This is a genomic window from Streptomyces sp. NPDC088354 (assembly GCF_044753585.1).
Taxonomy (GTDB): Bacteria; Actinomycetota; Actinomycetes; order Streptomycetales; family Streptomycetaceae; genus Actinacidiphila.
This window is the reverse complement of sequence record NZ_JBIVNJ010000013.1, coordinates 161,460-177,252: the sequence shown is the minus strand read 5'-3', so window position 1 is coordinate 177,252 and position 15,793 is coordinate 161,460. Positions and strand designations below refer to the sequence as shown.

At 67.4% G+C, this 15,793-nt stretch carries 20 protein-coding genes and 1 pseudogene; 13 read left to right on the top strand and 8 right to left on the bottom strand.

Features of this window, described 5'->3' with window-relative positions; all coding sequences use genetic code 11:
* Positions 1-16: 16 nt before the first annotated feature.
* The 5 genes from ACIP98_RS21215 to ACIP98_RS21195 all read left to right on the top strand — a co-directional run bounded on the left by ACIP98_RS21215 (position 17) and on the right by ACIP98_RS21195 (position 3,687).
* Positions 17-1,084, top strand: a complete 1,068-nt coding sequence (locus ACIP98_RS21215) for a hypothetical protein (protein WP_401977357.1) — start codon at positions 17-19, stop codon at positions 1,082-1,084.
* On the top strand, positions 1,081-1,425 hold the full coding sequence (locus ACIP98_RS21210) for a hypothetical protein (RefSeq protein WP_401977355.1): 345 nt from the start codon (positions 1,081-1,083) through the stop codon (positions 1,423-1,425). The genes ACIP98_RS21215 and ACIP98_RS21210 overlap by 4 nt, the downstream gene beginning before the upstream one ends.
* Positions 1,422-1,739, top strand: coding sequence for a hypothetical protein (locus ACIP98_RS21205; protein ID WP_401977354.1), 318 nt, complete (start codon positions 1,422-1,424; stop codon positions 1,737-1,739). The genes ACIP98_RS21210 and ACIP98_RS21205 overlap by 4 nt, the downstream gene beginning before the upstream one ends.
* Positions 1,736-2,092, top strand: a complete 357-nt coding sequence (locus ACIP98_RS21200; protein ID WP_401977353.1) for a hypothetical protein — start codon at positions 1,736-1,738, stop codon at positions 2,090-2,092. Before ACIP98_RS21205 ends, ACIP98_RS21200 begins: the two co-directional genes overlap by 4 nt.
* Positions 2,093-2,187: 95 nt before the next feature.
* Positions 2,188-3,687, top strand: coding sequence for a hypothetical protein (locus ACIP98_RS21195; RefSeq protein WP_401977417.1), 1,500 nt, complete (start codon positions 2,188-2,190; stop codon positions 3,685-3,687).
* A 1-nt stretch (position 3,688) separates the two neighbouring features.
* Here ACIP98_RS21195 and dcd read toward each other — a convergent pair.
* A pseudogene (gene dcd, locus ACIP98_RS21190) lies at positions 3,689-3,992 on the bottom strand (dCTP deaminase); the annotation flags it as partial.
* Between the two features lie 101 nt (positions 3,993-4,093).
* Here dcd and ACIP98_RS21185 point away from each other — a divergent pair.
* The 4 genes from ACIP98_RS21185 (at position 4,094) to ACIP98_RS21170 (ending at position 5,959) form a co-directional block, all read left to right on the top strand.
* Positions 4,094-4,285 (top strand): hypothetical protein, encoded by a 192-nt coding sequence (locus ACIP98_RS21185; RefSeq protein ID WP_401977351.1) that lies wholly within the window; start codon positions 4,094-4,096, stop codon positions 4,283-4,285.
* On the top strand, positions 4,282-5,166 hold the full coding sequence (locus ACIP98_RS21180) for a hypothetical protein (RefSeq protein ID WP_401977349.1): 885 nt from the start codon (positions 4,282-4,284) through the stop codon (positions 5,164-5,166). Before ACIP98_RS21185 ends, ACIP98_RS21180 begins: the two co-directional genes overlap by 4 nt.
* Entirely contained in the window at positions 5,159-5,506 is a 348-nt protein-coding gene (locus ACIP98_RS21175; protein WP_401977348.1) for a hypothetical protein, read from the top strand. Before ACIP98_RS21180 ends, ACIP98_RS21175 begins: the two co-directional genes overlap by 8 nt.
* Before the next feature lie 258 nt (positions 5,507-5,764).
* Complete coding sequence (locus ACIP98_RS21170; RefSeq protein WP_401977347.1) at positions 5,765-5,959, top strand: helix-turn-helix domain-containing protein; 195 nt, start codon at positions 5,765-5,767, stop codon at positions 5,957-5,959.
* 158 nt (positions 5,960-6,117) lie between these two features.
* Here ACIP98_RS21170 and ACIP98_RS21165 read toward each other — a convergent pair whose 3' ends face one another.
* Entirely contained in the window at positions 6,118-7,125 is a 1,008-nt protein-coding gene (locus tag ACIP98_RS21165; RefSeq protein WP_401977345.1) for a hypothetical protein, read from the bottom strand.
* 112 nt (positions 7,126-7,237) lie between these two features.
* Positions 7,238-8,389: a hypothetical protein gene (locus ACIP98_RS21160; RefSeq protein WP_401977343.1), complete on the bottom strand. Its 1,152-nt coding sequence runs from the start codon at positions 8,387-8,389 to the stop codon at positions 7,238-7,240.
* Positions 8,390-9,444: 1,055 nt separating this feature from the next.
* Here ACIP98_RS21160 and ACIP98_RS21155 point away from each other — a divergent pair.
* Positions 9,445-9,975 carry a hypothetical protein gene (locus tag ACIP98_RS21155; RefSeq protein ID WP_401977342.1) on the top strand — a complete coding sequence of 177 codons (531 nt, stop codon included), beginning with the start codon at positions 9,445-9,447 and terminating at the stop codon, positions 9,973-9,975.
* A 478-nt stretch (positions 9,976-10,453) separates the two neighbouring features.
* Complete coding sequence (locus ACIP98_RS21150) at positions 10,454-11,128, top strand: DUF3800 domain-containing protein (RefSeq protein WP_401977340.1); 675 nt, start codon at positions 10,454-10,456, stop codon at positions 11,126-11,128.
* A 233-nt stretch (positions 11,129-11,361) separates the two neighbouring features.
* On the opposite strand, the gene ACIP98_RS21145 is transcribed toward ACIP98_RS21150, so the two are convergent.
* The gene (locus ACIP98_RS21145) at positions 11,362-12,120 is read right to left on the bottom strand and encodes a Ku protein (protein ID WP_401977339.1); all 759 of its coding nucleotides are present in this window, start codon (positions 12,118-12,120) and stop codon (positions 11,362-11,364) included.
* Positions 12,121-12,536: 416 nt separating this feature from the next.
* On the opposite strand from ACIP98_RS21145, the gene ACIP98_RS21140 reads away from it, so the two are divergent.
* Positions 12,537-13,343 carry a DUF3800 domain-containing protein gene (locus ACIP98_RS21140; protein WP_401977338.1) on the top strand — a complete coding sequence of 269 codons (807 nt, stop codon included), beginning with the start codon at positions 12,537-12,539 and terminating at the stop codon, positions 13,341-13,343.
* Between the two features lie 290 nt (positions 13,344-13,633).
* Here ACIP98_RS21140 and ACIP98_RS21135 read toward each other — a convergent pair whose 3' ends face one another.
* The 4 genes from ACIP98_RS21135 to ACIP98_RS21120 all read right to left on the bottom strand — a co-directional run bounded on the left by ACIP98_RS21135 (position 13,634) and on the right by ACIP98_RS21120 (position 15,176).
* Positions 13,634-14,065, bottom strand: a complete 432-nt coding sequence (locus ACIP98_RS21135) for a hypothetical protein (RefSeq protein ID WP_401977336.1) — start codon at positions 14,063-14,065, stop codon at positions 13,634-13,636.
* A gap of 70 nt (positions 14,066-14,135) precedes the next feature.
* The gene (locus ACIP98_RS21130) at positions 14,136-14,393 is read right to left on the bottom strand and encodes a hypothetical protein (RefSeq protein ID WP_401977334.1); all 258 of its coding nucleotides are present in this window, start codon (positions 14,391-14,393) and stop codon (positions 14,136-14,138) included.
* Between the two features lie 38 nt (positions 14,394-14,431).
* The gene (locus ACIP98_RS21125) at positions 14,432-14,875 is read right to left on the bottom strand and encodes a hypothetical protein (protein WP_401977333.1); all 444 of its coding nucleotides are present in this window, start codon (positions 14,873-14,875) and stop codon (positions 14,432-14,434) included.
* Positions 14,876-14,885: 10 nt separating this feature from the next.
* On the bottom strand, positions 14,886-15,176 hold the full coding sequence (locus tag ACIP98_RS21120; protein WP_401977331.1) for a hypothetical protein: 291 nt from the start codon (positions 15,174-15,176) through the stop codon (positions 14,886-14,888).
* A gap of 313 nt (positions 15,177-15,489) precedes the next feature.
* On the opposite strand from ACIP98_RS21120, the gene ACIP98_RS21115 reads away from it, so the two are divergent.
* A complete protein-coding gene (locus ACIP98_RS21115) occupies positions 15,490-15,708 on the top strand; it encodes a hypothetical protein (RefSeq protein ID WP_401977329.1) in 219 nt (72 codons plus the stop codon).
* The last annotated feature ends 85 nt before the right edge of the window (positions 15,709-15,793 follow it).

Here is a 15,793-nt window from a genome sequence, read left to right as displayed (position 1 = left end):
CGTTCTGGAGCAGCACATGACCACGACCGACCCCGTTGCCGCCGATGCCGAGCCCGCGCCCGTCGACTGGAACCAGTACCCGTACGACCAGCTCCTCGTGGAGCAGCGCCCCGCCGTCGAGGCGTACGAGGCCGCCGTCGCCAGCGTCCGCGAGGCCTGCGCGGTCACTGCCGGCGACCTGCGCGACTGCGCCGTCATCGCGCTCGAGGCAGGCCTGAGCGCCGCCCACCACGTCGACGGCCACGTCCGTATGCATCTGGCGCTGCTGGACACGTGGCACCAGGCGCTGGACAGCCTCGACGCTGCCCTCCGGAACGCGGCCGGCCACCACACCGCCCCGACCCGCGAGATCGTCTCCGACGAGGCTGCGCAGATGCAGGACGCCGTCCAGGCGCTGCACCGGGCGGTCATCGCCTACCACCACGGCGCGACCGGCCCCGTCCCCGACGCGGCGTACGGCGACGCCTACGCCCTCTCCAACGGCACCATTCACGCTGCCGCGAGCACCATGGCCATCATGGCCGCCTCACCGGCCGCCCGTGAGCGCCAGGCCTCCGTCGACCACGTCCTCCGCGCCAAGGCCGCCGAGATCATGGCGCTCGGCGAGGCCAACGACTGGTCGATCTGGGCCGCGCACTACCTCCACCCCGACGTCGAGTTCGTCAACACCGGCGAGCAGAGCGGGGAGACGCTGGCCGCCGTCGTGCAGCGCCGGCACCGCGCGGCCGCCTTCCACGAGGCGGCCGAGGCCGTCGCCGCCCTGGACTACTACTCGCGCCACGCAGGCACCGAGTTCGACCACGCACGCGACGCCTGGATCACCGGCAAGTTCGACGCCGTCGAGCTGCTCCGGCAGAAGGCCACCGCCCCCGCCGTCCCCGGCACCGACCCGGTCACGACCGCGCTGCACTGGCGCCCTGGCACCGAGGCCATCGTCACCGTCGACGAGCAGCCGGCCCGCGGCCACTACGTCGGCTGCTCCGTCGAACCCGGCGGCGCCGACGGCGCAAGCCTCCTCGTCATCCGCGTCCTCGTCAGCCGTCCCGACGACGCCCCCGAGGACTGCCCGGAGGCTGACCGATGAGCCGCCGCGCCGTCGCGCCCCTCGTCGAGCTCCTGCAGTTCCACGCCGCCGCCGTCACCCAGGCGCGCCCCTGCCTGCTCGTACGGCACGCCCGCCGGGACGGCCTCGTCGTCCCCACCAGCCGCGGCCGCGCACCCGAGTTCGTCGGCGGCTTCGGCCGCGCCACGGTCACCGAGGCCGAGCTCGCCGGCCTCGTCGTCGTCGGCACCGAACTGCGCGGCGTGCCCGAGTACGAGTGCGACTCCGCGTTCTGGCGGTGGCGGCGCGGCACCCGCGGCTACGCCATCGCCCTCGGCCCCAACGCCCCCACACCCGTCATCGACCAGGAGGTCACGTCATGACCAAGGCCACGCTCGGCGGCGACCAGGCCGCCGTCAAGACCGCCCGCAGGGCATGGAACGGCGGCATGACCGGCGACACCCCGGCCGAACGCCTCACCCCGCCCAGCTCCTTCACCCGGGAGTGCCACATCGACGTCTGCGGCAGCACCGACGGCGTCGCCCCCGCCCCAGGCATAGAGTTCGTCCACGTCAAGGGCTCCCGCGAGCCCGGCCGCTGGTACTGCCCCGGCCCCTGCGCCGGCTACGGCCGCGCCCTCGCCGACGTCCGCACCCTCCCCGAGACCATCCACGGCCCAAGGAAGCAGAACCGATGACGCGCCGCCCGATCACCCCCACGCCCCGGGACATCGACCTGTTGCTCCGGGCCCTCAACGCCGCCCGCGGCTGCGGCATCGACCTGCCGCTCGGCCCCAACGCCCATGTCGGCTTCGACCCGCTCGAGCAGCGATTCGTCCCCGCCCATGACGTCACCGTCCAGGACGTGGAGCCCGCCTCCTGGGAGGGCGGCCACGCCCTGGTCGTCGAGCTCGGAGACTGCGAGCTCCACGGCCGCTGCCAGTGCGGCGCCTCGCTCGGCACCATCCGAGTCGACAAGCCCCTCGACCTGTTGGCGGGCCCTTGGGAGCGGCACGTCATGGTCGACGTCCCCGCCGCAGCACGGTTTTGAAGCATCGCCCGACTGCTTCCTCTTCGCCTTGTCGGTGGTCGGGCGTACCGTGCAATCAGTGCGTTCCGCGCAAGCCATCTGGGTGGGGGGATTCTGTGGCGAACGGTGTATGGCACTCCGGCCTCCAGCGGATTCTTGAACTGGACAAGGAAGACCTGGGGTTGGGCGGAGCGGTGACCAGTGTGCTGTCGCTGATCGAGGAACTGCTGCGCCCGGTCGCCGAGAGGGACCGTGAACTGCTGGTGTGCGTGGAGAGTAGCCAGCACCGGCAGTGCAAGGCTGAACGCAGCGGGGTGAAGAGCCCGTTCATGTACGTGCGGAAGCACCGAGGGCCCGACGGTGCCCTGCGGCTTCGTGCCGTCCACCTGCCCACCGTGCACAAGATGACGCCGGAGGAAAGCGACCGGCACAAGGCCATGAAGGACTTCATGGCACGCACCGCACAGCAAGCGGGCCTCGAAGTCCACGTCGAGGTAACCACCACCACCCGCACGTCCCGGCCGGACGTGACGATCGTTGGAGCTGGCGGAGTCAGCCTGGGATGCGAAGCCCAGTATTACAACGCCAGCGCGGGCACCGTCCTCCGCCGGTCGAAAGCTCACGCAGATGCCGGCCTCGCCGCCAACTGGATCACCCATGACGACCGATTTCACCTGATTGACCGATCCAACTGGATGCTGACCCGGCCAATGACGTGGCGAGAGATCAGCAGCGCGGCAGACCTCACCCTGTACGGCGGCTACCGCGCGCTCGCGGAATGGCGCTGCACCATGACTGCTGAGCGCCCATGCCTGAACGCCAACGGGTACACAGCCTGCGGCAAAGTACACCTGCAATGGGAAACTCCGCGCGGCCTGGACGACGAAGGCACCGGATGGACCAGGGCTCAGGGCAACACGCAAGGCGCCACTGTCGGCAGGACCCTCATCGCTGCGGCCACCGGGAGCGTCGCCCAGCTCTTCGTCCCGTCCCGAAAGGACCGGCGAGCAGGCGCATTCATGTGGGTTCCCGCAACTGACCGGACCAGATGGACTGAATTCCAGGGCGAAGAATCGCCCGATTTGGATGAGAGCCAAGCAGGGGAAGAAGCAATCCGGTTCTCGGGCGACGACGCCGACGACACCTGTAGATTCGGCGAGAACACGTGGGCGCCCAGTGCACCACTGCAACGGCGGGGCACCCACCTCGCGGGACTCGCCATCACAATCGACGACTTCCCTTCACCTCAGCCCGCTGTGGCTGTCCCTGCCCCTCGCCACGCAAGCGACGTCACCGGCATTGCGTCGATTGGCGAGCAGGAGGAAACGCTGCCGAGCCCGGTACCTCTGCCAGCAGTCCCGCGCGCCGGGATTGAGCTCCCCAACGCCGCACCTGGAGCAGGGACCGCGATGCCCGCGGCCACGGAGCCGGACCCGTCCGCGCGGACCTGCCCCAGTCAGTCCATTGGCAGCTGCGCCAAGTGCCAGCGCGCAACGCACCGATACGGGACCGGCGGCTGCCCGCTGTGCCAATGGTGTATGGCCTCGGCAATGGAGAAGTGGAGCCCGACCGTGCGCTACGTCTCCGCGAGGATGACGAGACGGCTTGCCTCCTAACCAGCGTGACGTGCCCGTCGAAGCCCGGGTCGATGAACCCGGCCGTTGAATGCGTGAGCGGACCCAGCCGGTCCAGCGAGCTCTTGCCCTCCAGCCGCGCGGCCAGGTCCGCGCCCAGCGTCACCCGCTCGTACGTCGACCCCAGGACGATTCGGGTGGAGCACGAACGGCTCCCCGTCCGGAACCTCCACCAGCCGCGTCAGTTCGGGCTGCTCCACCGCCCGGTCGATGTGCGTGTGGGCGTGCGTCTCGAACACCCGGAACGAGCGGTCCAGCGGTAGGTCGACCGATGCCGGTTGCAGCATCGCCTCATCGAACGGGTCCACGGTGAGCCGGGAACAAGCGGTCCCCAAGTGGTCTCACGCGCACGCTCTGGTGCCCGGCTGGTGGCGCAAGCCACACGTTCGTGACCACCGAGCCCGCCGCGACCCCCGCCTCATTCGTTGATCAGAGCGGGGAAACGCACGGCCGCCGGGAGCAGCAGCTCCCGGCGGCCGCCGCCCCAAGCCCATGGGCCTCGCGCTGGTGGCACTACGCCATCACCACCGCCGGCATCGCCGCCACCATCGCCCTCGTCATCCTCTGGAGCCCCCATTGACCACCGAGACCAGCGGAGCGCAGGCGACGCCCCGGCATCCCACCATCGACGCCTGGGGCCGCGTCCACGAACGCGCCAACGAGGCCGAGGCCACCCTCCGCCGAGGCCGCAGCATCCTGCGCCGCTGGGCCAAGCGCGACCTCCACCGCGACGCCGCGCAGCTCCTCAACGAGCTCCTCGTCGCCATCGAGACCGACATGACCAGCGACGGAATCGTCAGCGACGAGGAACCCCGCGACACCCGCGCCGACGCGCTCCTCGACCTCATCCAGCGCGCCACGCCCACCCTCGCCATCGGACACGACGGCCTGCCCATCCAGACCATCGTCGGCTGGAACCTGGCCATGGAACACATCCGCCAGCTCGTGGGCGAGATGGGCGCCCCCGGCCCCCGAGTCGTCCACTTCGGCACCCCGCCGCAGGTCACCGCCCCGCCCACCCCGGACGACACCGACCTGCGCCACGCCGCCCGGGCCCGAGGCCAGCGCCTCGAGCGCGCCGAGCTCCTCGGCCTGCTCTGCGCCAGCCTCCCCACGCAGGACTCCGTGATCTGCCAGCCCACCGGCGCCGACGACTGGTACCTCCTCCTCGTCCACGTCCTCGGCGAGCAGCTCACCTTCGTCGTCACCGAGGCCGACCTCCTGTACCTCGACGACGTCCGCTGGGCCCTCCTCGAAGACCCCGCCGCGCGCGTCGACCCCACCACCGCCGAGCAGCGGCACGACCGCGTCCGACGCGTCATCGACACCCACACCCTCGTCCGCGACGCCCGCCCACCCCACCCCGCCGAGGCCCCCGACCCCGACACGCTGCGCGCCACGCTCCACGGCACCGGCGTCGTCACCATCCACCCCACCCCGACAGGAACCCGCAGTGCGTAGCGCCACCCGCCACCTCCTCGCCGCCGCCACCCTCCTCGCCGCCGCCACCGGCTGCGTCACCGTGCACCCCCACCACCCCACCCCCGCACACGGCCGGATCACCTCGCTCGTCCACATCACCGAGCGCACCCACACCATGCAGGTCGACAAGCCCATGAGGATCTGCACGCCGAACCGCACGACCAATCGCCGCACCTGCCGGGACGTCATCACCGGACAGAAGGAGACCCGCCGCATCGTCGACCACGCCGAGTGCTGGCAGGTCACCCTCACCCACCACGCCCCGTTCTGCACCAGCAAGACCCGCTGGTACACCCTCCGCGTCGGAGCCCGCTGGTGACCGACCCCACGCCTTCCGCGGCCGCGGCCGCCGCCCGCTTCCACCAGGCCCTCGCCCCGAACCCCGCGGCGCCGGCCGTCACGGGCTTCGCCGAAGCCATGAAGCGCATGAGCGAGGCCTTCGCCGAGCTCTCCCGCCGCCTCCGCGAGTCCCTCGCCGCGCTCCGCGCCTGCCCCTGCGACAGCCCCACCCGCCAGCCGGACCGCCCGGCCTGGCGCTCCCCTCACGGACCCGCCCACCACCCAAGGAGCAACACCCATGGCCAAGACCCAGTTCACCGACCGTGCCGCCGCCCGCCAGCGCGCCGCCGAGCTCTACAACGCGGGCGCCTCCGTCCGTAGCGTCGCGGCCACCCTCGGCTGCTCGTACGGCGCCGCCCACCGCCTCCTCAGCGAGGCCCACGTCAAGTTCCGCTCCCGCGGCGGCAACAACCACCCCGGGCCGAGGCACTGATGGCCCCCTGCCGTACCCCCGGCAGCCAGCTTACGTCGCGCGCAGGCCTACAACACTTCAACTCCCCTCGCGTCGGCTATCGCTCGATGACAGGTGTCCCACGGCGAATTGAGAAGTACATCGACAGACATGTTTCCCCCGCAGCTCACCAAAGAACGCTAAAGGCCATCAATCTGACGCATCCGGAGAACTCTTTTGCGACCATCCGGCTCGGTCCTCCCTCGGCCCCTTCGAACGGCGAACTCTTGAAGATCTGCGACCGAAAACCGACTAATCACCTTGGTCTGACGTCGCGCCCCGGCCACGCCAAGAGTAATTTTGACGACGCAAGTAGCCGCAGCGGCAATTTCGCCAGGCAAGGCGTTTTCATTCGAAGCGAGGAACCTCACCGTTAGTGCAGTTGGCCCTGCCGCCATGACGCCGTCTGAGCGCCATTCGACACCGGTGCGGGATGCCGCGCTCATCGGAGTAGAGTAACTGTTGCTAAGCTCAAGTGGAATGGAATAAATTTCACCTTCTTTGCTGATCGCCTCCAGTGTTCCACTCATTTCGTGAAGCGGGAAAAAGCACGACTCCTCGATCTTTTGATCGACATAAATGCCGAGCTTGCCCTCTACGGACCACCATTCCCGCCCGCGCACCGATGTCTCCGAGGCTTCTGCAGAAGCCTCAAGCACGGCGAGCTGCGGTACGGACGCCGCAGGACTGAGAAGCTTCAACACTTCGAATCGAGTAGCGCTGCGGGTTCGCGTGCCATCCCGCATGGGAATCTCTCGCTCCACCGCACCACCATGAACGGTGACCAAGTACGGGGATCTGTCCGTCTGGAAAAGTAGTGCGGTAACTAGGCCTCCGTCCCCCACCGGGACTGCTAGATCTGTTATCTCCGGAGCTACCTGACCATCGAATCGCTTGCTCAACTGCGCCCACCATTTAGCCAGATCCGGCGGCTCTGGTGCAGTCAACGTTCGGGCCTTCTCATCCACTCCAATAATCCATACGATCTCCTCCCCTCGTGCGCTATTTGCATGCCCCGCGAGTTGGCGCGCCTTCGAGGCGTCAGGCCATTCCGATTTGAACTCAATTAGGGAATCTTCGTTTCCGAGACCAGTAAGGACCCGCTCCACGGCCTTGATCACCACGATTTCAAGTTGTTGACGTCGCACCTAACCCTCCTAGGGTGAAAACTGGACGGCTAGCCGTCTAGAGCAAAGATGGGACCATAATGCCAATAGGAAGATCCGTCGCGCGGCAACGGACCTGATTATGCCGATTCTGTTATTTCCCGTTGGCAGGTATCCAACTGTAGCTGCCCAGTGAAGTGTCTTTGTGAGCGAAGACTCGGTTGAACATTCCCTCTCTGGTTTCGGTCAGGTTATCTTCCTCCATTATCAAGTCGTGCACGATTTGTTTGAAGGCATCGCCCACGATAGGGGAAATTGACGAAGCACTGTTTATCGCTTCGGTGAATAGGATGACGGTCAGGGCGTTCAAAGCGTGACCGCGTGCAAGGTGGACGCTATCCTCGGGATCAACCTCGCCTGCTTGTATTTTCTGCAAAATCTCGCGGGCCCCGTTCCAGCGGATCTTTGCGTGCGCGTGCGCGAACTCGCCAAGCGCTTTGTTTAGAGCGGCGAGCCTCCGCCACCCCGCCGCAGCCAACCAATCCTTGGGGCTGCTCGCCGATGAAGCTTCCAACTTTTGGGCCCGCTCGGGCTTCTGGGTCCAAACCCGCCATCTGGCGCACTGATCCAGTAGTACGCGAAGTTCTGCTAGCGCCCGGTCATCGTCTTCTAGCCACAGCCAATAAGCCGACCTCAATGCAGTGGAACAAGCTGCGGCTGCGTCTCCCGCTCGGCTTCCTCTAAGCCAGACAGAGAGAATGCCTGCCATCTCGGCTGCTAGCAGGTAGCGGAAGTCGCGATTAGATAGGTGTTCAAAGTCAAGCTCTCCCATCCTTTTTTCTTCCAAGTCGAAGGCGCGCAGCGCCCATCGGGCAGCCCGCGCGCGGCGCTCGTAGAAGTGGAGATGGGCGAATTCGTCATCCCGGTAGAGTCTTCCGGCGGGTCGCCTTCCTCGCAGTACATCCCGGTGCGCCTGTGCGGCCTCCTCCAATCCAGCCACGATGGCGGGCCGCAGCCCTGCGTCGGGGAGTAGCGGAATCAAAGATGCGAACTTCGGTGGCGCGGAACCTGCGTACTCGCCTTCGAGAGAAAAGGAGAGAACTTTACCTGGAATGTCGAGCTTTCCTCGCTCCTCGCCGAGAGTTGCTAGGCAGAGCCGAATTTGACGGAGGTTCAATATCAAGACGTCTGATAGCGTTTCCGAAGCCTTCCTGAGTGGCTTTGGAGTCGGCCCCTCGAGTAGATCGCCGGCTTCCCAATGGACTACGTCCATCCACGGACCGCGCCCGTGGAGGAGTTCCGACATTAGATTCATCATGTCGGACGGGTAAACGCGGCGATCACCTAGCAATACCGACAGTGGGTCGCTATCGAGATTCAACGGCGAGGTGCTGGGGGGTTCTTCTTCAGGGCTACCGCCTATATTGCTGCGGACCGCGCGGCGGGCAAACGGGTATCCTGCTTGACATCTGGCCCAGGCGCGTGCCATATACTCGGCTGCGGGTTCTCCCTCCCTGTGTGCGACCCCGGTGTTGTGGGCTGCATTTTCGGCCCACCGCTCGAACTGGGACCGCAGAATGGCAGTGCCGCCTAGGAACTGGCCGCTGAATAGGAGTCGCGCAGCGGAATAGACACTGTCCGTTCCCCATCCCAAGTGATCTATCCAACTGCCGCCGTAAGAAGAAGGAGACCTGTCTCTCGTAACCCCTAATTCCCTGAGGGCAAAGTCCGTGTATCCGATACCCAAAAGTGCCGACATTACGGGCTCTACTGCGTCAGCTGGAAGCTTCGCCATATTTTCCATGCGCGAGTTGTGGCGATAAATGAGTGCTTCAACGATATAGTTGCTACCCAGGGCGGCCAAAGCTTCGTATTCGGGCAAGGTGGCGCCGCGTCGGCTGGCACGTCGCTGAGCTCGGTGCGCTTGGCGGGCAGCCCTGCGCGCATGTTCCGCCTCAGAGCCTGGCGGTTCTTGCAACTGCCTCTTGCGTCGACTGGCTTGACCCATGACCCCTCCCCGGGCGACTTCTCACATCTTGCCGTAGCCCATGGACCCGTTCATCGCATTTTCCCGATGGTCGAAGCGATCTGACTGTGAGTAGGACTCTTCGTGTGGGTTGGGTCGTTCCTGGCATGACCGCATCGCTTGCGAGGGTCGCGCGGGTCACGAAGGCCAGAGTGGACATCGTCACGACCGTAGGCGCGGTACCATCCCGCTACGGCAAGACACGTACGCCTCCCGCTGACACCCGGCACCCACGCTGCCAGGCGATCAATCGGCCAAGGTCCCACGGGGCCCGCTCCGCACCGGCACACCATTGCCCGGCGGAAGCGTGGGAGACCGCCAGGAACGAGTGCCCCATGCCGAAGAACCAGACCACCGCCGCACGCCGCGCCCGCGAGCGCCAGGCCGCTACCGGCGAGAACTACACCACCGCCCTCCGCACCACGACCGAGCCCCGCCCGCGGTACGACCACCGCGCGTTCAGCGCCCGCGGCGCCGGCTGGACACCCATCCTGCGGCGCGCGGAGCAAGAGCTTGCACACCTCTGGCCCGGCGGCCCCAAGCCTCACTGGGAGGAGAAGTTCGGCGACCTGTGCTGGAAGCGGATTCCGATGGACGCCCCGGCCGAGGCACGGAAGGTGATCGGCGGAGCGAAGGTTGAGGCGGCGGCGACGTGCCAGATGTGCCCGTCCCCCGGCCGGAAGCGCGTGGTGTGGACCTACGAGCACGACGGAGAGTTCTCGAGGTGGCTCCAGCCCTGGGTGAAGACCCTCTGCAACGCGTGCTCGCACGTGCTCCCGCACCTCCGCGACGACGTTGAGTACCTCGACCTGGTCGACGAGTACGAAGAGATCCGCTGGCTGCCTGTGCGCGGCGCGAACGGCTAGGTCAGGCGCGCAACGGAGCTGCTGGCCTCCATCACCACCGGCATGCTGACGAAGTCCAGCGGCATGCCCAGGCTCTCCGCGGCGTGCGCCGTGCGGCACGCCTTACGACATCGGCGTCATCGAGATCTGGTCCGGCGAGCTGGCCGTGAGGTTCGCCGTGGCCAGACCTCGGACCGCACGGCGGAGTGACTATCAGTCACCGTCCCCGAGGGGGCGGGAAGCGGATTCCTCTCGTCCGTCCGCGAGTTGTGAAGGAGCGCGATGGGGCGCGCAGGGGGCGCGCGGCGAAGTAGCGTCTTATAGGTTGAAGTTACTCGCGGTAATGATCTTCACGGGTGTGCAGGTGTACGAGTGAGGCCCGAACTACGCGCGTATACAAGCCGATTGGGGCGTAACTCTTTCCGGGCGTGTGCGGGACCGCGCGTATCATCAGTCGAACGGCGCATCGATGAGCCGTCCTGCACCAATGGAGAGCGCCTTGAGCAGCAAGCGGCACATCCTCTTCTCCGACGAGAGCGGAGACCTGCAATGCCGGCGTAGCCCCGACGTGACGAAGTACTTCGCCGTCGGCACTCTCCTGATCGAGGAGAACGAACTCGCTCGCCTGCGCGCCGCCATGGCCGGCCTCCGCGACGAACTGGCCTGGTCGCACCACGGGCTGGACTCCTGCTTCCACGCGACCGCGGACAGCCAGTACGTCCGCGAGCGCGTGTACGCCCTGCTCGCCGACTTCGACTTCCGCGTCGACGTGACCATCATGGAGAAGGACAAGGCGCAGCCGCACATCCGCACCACTGAGCCGACCTTTTTCAAGTACGCCTGGTACTACCACCTGCGATACATCGCACCGCAGATCTTCAAGCAGGACGACGAGGTCCTCATCGTCGCAGCCGAATTGGGGACCAAGCGAGTCCGCAAGGCATTCCGCCGCGCGATCGAAGAGGTCATGCAGCAGTGCCTTCCCTATCGCGTAAAGCGGACTCTCGCATTCTGGCGGGACGACAGTGAATACGCTCTGCAGGCAATCGACTATTGCCTCTGGGCGGTGTTCCGTAAGTGGGAGCGGGGCGACGACACCCACTACAAGAAGATCGCCAACAAGGTCGTCACCGAGTACGACCTCTGGCGCGTGGGGACCAAGCGTTACTACTGACCGCCCCCAGAAACCACGAACCCCCGATCAGCTAGGCTCGTAAGCCGAGCCCAGGGGCTCTTTCGCCGATCGGGGTCGCGTTGGGGCCAACCATAGCGCAACGCGCGTTGTGATGAAGACACGGGGCGGTAACTCTTGACGAAACTCATAGTGACCAGTTAGGGAATCACTCCGCGAAAATTATACGCAGAGTGATCGCGGCCGGTAGGTTGTTCGATGACCCAATTGACGACCTACCGGTTTCCCGCATCGCGGATGCTCGCCTCGAGCGCCGCCATCAGGTCGACGACCTCCACCGGCTCGGCCGGCTCCTCCACCTCGGTCCCGGCCATCTTCGCCACCACGAGCTGCTCGAGCGCCGCGGCGTACTCGTCGTGCAAGTCCGCGATCTCGACGCCGGCCAGCGAGTCCATGAGCAGCTCAGCGAGCTCGAGCTCCCGCTCGGTCACCGGGGCCGCGCTCGACAGGTCGTCCGGCTCCCGGATCTCCTCTGGCCAGAGCAGCGTGTGGAGGACGAGCATCCCGTGCCGCGGCCGCAGCACCGCCAGGCGCTCGCGCGTCCTGAGCGTCACCTTCGCCACGGCGACCGTGCCGTGCCGCGCGAGGGCCTCGACGAGGAGCGCGTACGGCCGCTGCCCCTGCTCGCCCAACGCCCCGACCCAGTACGGCTTCGCGTACAGGACCGGGTCGACGTCGGCCGCGTCGACGAAGCCCAGCACCTCGACCGTCTTGCGCGTCGGCAGGGGAAGCGCGGCCAGGTCCTCGTCGAGGAGCACCACCGTCCGCCCGTCCGGCCGCTCCCACCCGCGCGCGATCTCCGACTGCGGCACCTCGACGTCCTCACTCGCGCAGAACCTTCGGTGCTTGATCCTGGACCCGTCGGCCGCGTGGACCTGGTGGAAGCCCGCCCCGTGCTCCTCGGTCGCGGCGAAGAGCTGCACAGGCACCGTGACCAGGCCGAACGAGATGTAGCCGCTCCAGATCGCGCGCATACGGACACCATGCAACCCGGGGCCGTGCGGCGCGCGGTGGCCTGCTCCGCGCCGGTGACGTTGTCGAAAGCGGTATGATCGTGTACAGAGCGCAAGCTCTTGCCCGGCGCCTCTCGCGTGGGCCTCAGGGGGAGAAGTCTGACCGACCACAAGATGTAGTGGTCGGATGACGGTGGAACCACTACAGGTTGTGGTTTTGGGTCTCCAACCCGCCTCTCATCCTCTAGTCTTGTTGAAGCATCAGCGGCCTCGCCGTTGGTGCCCATGCTGTCGTGCGCCCGCAGGCCCGAACTGCCTCCAGCGCAACCCACGCGCACCCCGTTTCCCCGGGGGCACAAGACCAGAGGAGAACGGCCTCCCATGGTGCGGACCTACCGCAGCGCGCGCACCCGCGCACTCCCCGCAGCGAGGCACCGATGAGTGCCCCGCTCACGGCCACCGCGCTCGGCGCCCTCCCCAAGCTGCGCGTCTACGTCGACGAGACCGGCGACCGCGGCGCCCTCGGCTCCCCCTTCTTCGCAATGACCGCCCTCGTGGTCCCCGAAGAGGAGGACTGGAACGTCCGCTTCGTGGCCAACGGCTTGCGCGACATGATCCACACCAGCAACCCGGGGACGACGACCCCGCTCCACTGGGTCGACCACTTCAAGGCCAAGCGCCCGGAGCGCCGCGCGCGAGCCGCACGGGCCCTGTCCCTGATGCCCGGCGTCAAGGTCATCCACGTCATCGTCCCCAAGCGGAACGTCGTGCCCACCGGGGGCATGGCCGACGGCACCCGCTTCTACAACTACACGACCCGGCTCCTCCTCGAGCGCGTCGCCTACTGCGCCGCCACCTGGGCCGGAGGGCCCCGCCTCGCCCTCTCCTACCTCGGCACGGTCAAGGGTGTCGACCACGCGGACACGGCCGACTACCTCACCCGGGTCCGGAACGGTCAGTGCGGAGAGACCTGGGGCGTTCCCTGGCAGTACCTCAAGTGGCCGCCCAAGTGGACCGGTACCGACCGCGACGGCGTCCAGCTCGCCGACATCCACGCCGGCATGCTCAACGTCGCCCTCACGGGCGACCCGACCGACGAGGACTGCGCGCAGTACCTGCTCTCCTGCAAGCACCAGCTCTACCGCTCGCCGACCGGCATCATGCTGGGTTACGGGGTCAAGGTCTGGGGGTCGCAGGTTTTCATCGTGAACCGCTGCTGGTTCGCGAAGTGGGCCGTTCCGTAGCAAGACGAAGCCCCTTGGAGGGCTCCGGGGGCCACTGCCACCACGTGGGTGGAGGATCCAGTTGCCTGGTTCCGACCTTGTCCCGGCAGCCCGCCAAGGGGCTCCGTACCGCTTTCGCGGTGCGTAATTAACATACCGTGTCGGTGCACAGAGTGCCCACTCTGTGTACCGACATAGGGGCAACAATTTGGTTGCACCCCATCTGACCAGCGACGTTGCGGTAAGACTGTCCGCGCGGCGTACCGTGCCAAACCGGCGATCGCCGGATTTGGTCCCGCGGGATTGCTGAGCTAGACCGAGCGGACGTAGACCTTCGCCCCGGAGTGGAACCGCAGCGTCAGCCCGTGATGCCCGTCCTTGGCCTCGGCCCGCTTCGACCACTCCTCGACCGACGCGAGCTCCGTCGAGCCGGCCGCCGAGAGCAGATGCGCGAGCCACGCCTCGCCCATCGCCCGGTCCGGCTTCCCCGCCAAGTCGGCCCCGCCGAGCGGAGCCATCGGCGCCTCGCCCTCGACCGGCACCTCGGCCTGGTCGTACTTGTCGCCCGGCGCGGATTCCCCGATGACCTGCCACCGCAGGGCCGTGCCCGTCGTGAACGCGACCTCGAGGCCGTACGGCTGCTTCCCGCCGGCCTCCTTGAGCGTGAGGACCTTGCTGACCAGCGGGTGTGCGGCCTGCCGGACCGTGTCGATGGCGAACGTCTCGAAACGATCAGGGCGCATGGGGACCTCCGGGTATCGCTGGTGGGGCGCCCGTCAGTCTACGAACGAGCGAGGGGCCCCAACCGCGAGGTCAGACCGGGGCCGGACCACTTCCCTTGAAGCTGCCATCGCTGTCGGTCGGCACGATCTTGCCTTCCTTGCCGTCCGGCATCCGCAGCACGGTGCGCCGCGCGTTGACCAGCTTGAAGCCGAGGCCCGGCTCGTCTGAGGTCAGCGTTCCGGACCACTCCTTGAGTGGCCCGCCGGTGGAAACGGTGAAGAACGCGCTGACGGGTACCTCTTCGCCGTCCAGGACGACGTGGGCCTCACTCTCAAAATCTTGTTCCATGCCGGCCAGTGTGCCCGGCCGGACCGTTGCTCGAGGCCCTACCTGGCTTTTTGCCTTGCGACGACCCCGGGGAACAGGCCGCTCGCTTCGATGTGGGCAAAGCGGGCTTCTCTGGCCCTGTGGAAGGTCTCGCGGTCCGGCAGGCCCTCTGCCTGGCCGGCCGCAACGGTCTGGCGCCAGATCTCCCGGCTCTCCTTCTCGACGCGTGCTCGCTGCCGCGATGCCTCGTTGCGTCGTAGGACGGCCTCGGTCTGCGGGAGCGTGTAGCGGGCCGTCCCCATCACGTTGTGCGGCGGGTCCTCGCGGGCAATGGCCTTCGTCTCTGCCGTGTAGGCCGCCATGCGGTGCTCGAACCATTCGTCGGTGCGACGCGCAACCTGTGGCCACCACGGCTGTGTCCGGTGGCTCTTGCAGCGGTGATCTGGGTCGTACGCCGACCCGATGTAGAGCAGCGAGCCGTGTACGTCGTACAGCCGGTACACGGCTGCTCGCCTACGCCTCGTCTGAACTGCCGCTACTGCCGGTTTCTGTGGCGTCATCTGGCGTCTCTTTCCGCGGGGGGCCGTGCTTGTCCGAGCGGTAGCCCTGCCGGGACTTCCGATCGCGGAAGTACGGCTCCAGCACGCGCCAGTCGAAGAGCCGGATGCGTCCCACCTTCGGTGCCTCGTCCAGCGGGAGCGGCCAGTCCGGATCGGTCTCGGCGAGCTTCCTGATCCGCTGCGCGCTGAGCTTGCCGAGGTTGGCCTGCTCGAGCCGGTCCGGCATCTCGGGGAACGTCACCATGTCCGGCCCTCCTCTCGCGTGCTCTTCCTCTCCCTGGGGGGAGTCGGGCATGCCCCCATCCTCTCAGACTTCGTTGTTTTAAAACAACAAAGTCGCTACTCTCGATGTGTCACAACAAGTCGGCCCCCTCTCCGGCGCCTGGCAGCAATCGGAGTGGGGGCCGGACCTCCGCAGACCGCAACGACCACGGAGATCCGATGCACGAGCGTAGTGGCGCCTCCACCTGGCAGCCCAGCAGTGACCCCGACGACTGGCGCCCCGGCCCGGTCGTCCCCCGTATCCCCGGCCCCCGCACGCCCACCGGGCGCGCGTCGTGACCGCCCAGCAGCGGGGCACGACCCCGGCCATCGCCGACGCGCGCGCGACCACGGCGCAGCTCCTCGACCGCGCAGCGGCCGACTACGCCGCCGCGCGGCACCCCGACACCCGGCGCGCCTGGGTCGAGCAGGGAGTCCAGGCCCGCGCGTCGCTCGACGCCGCCCCGGACTCCCCGGCCAAGGCGGCGCTCCTCGCGGCCTTGAGCGGAGGCTGACCGGCCGCCCCGGACCGCGTTCCCTCATGCCGGCCGTGCCCGCAACCCTCCGTCGCGGGCACGGCCACCCCACCCTCACGCACGA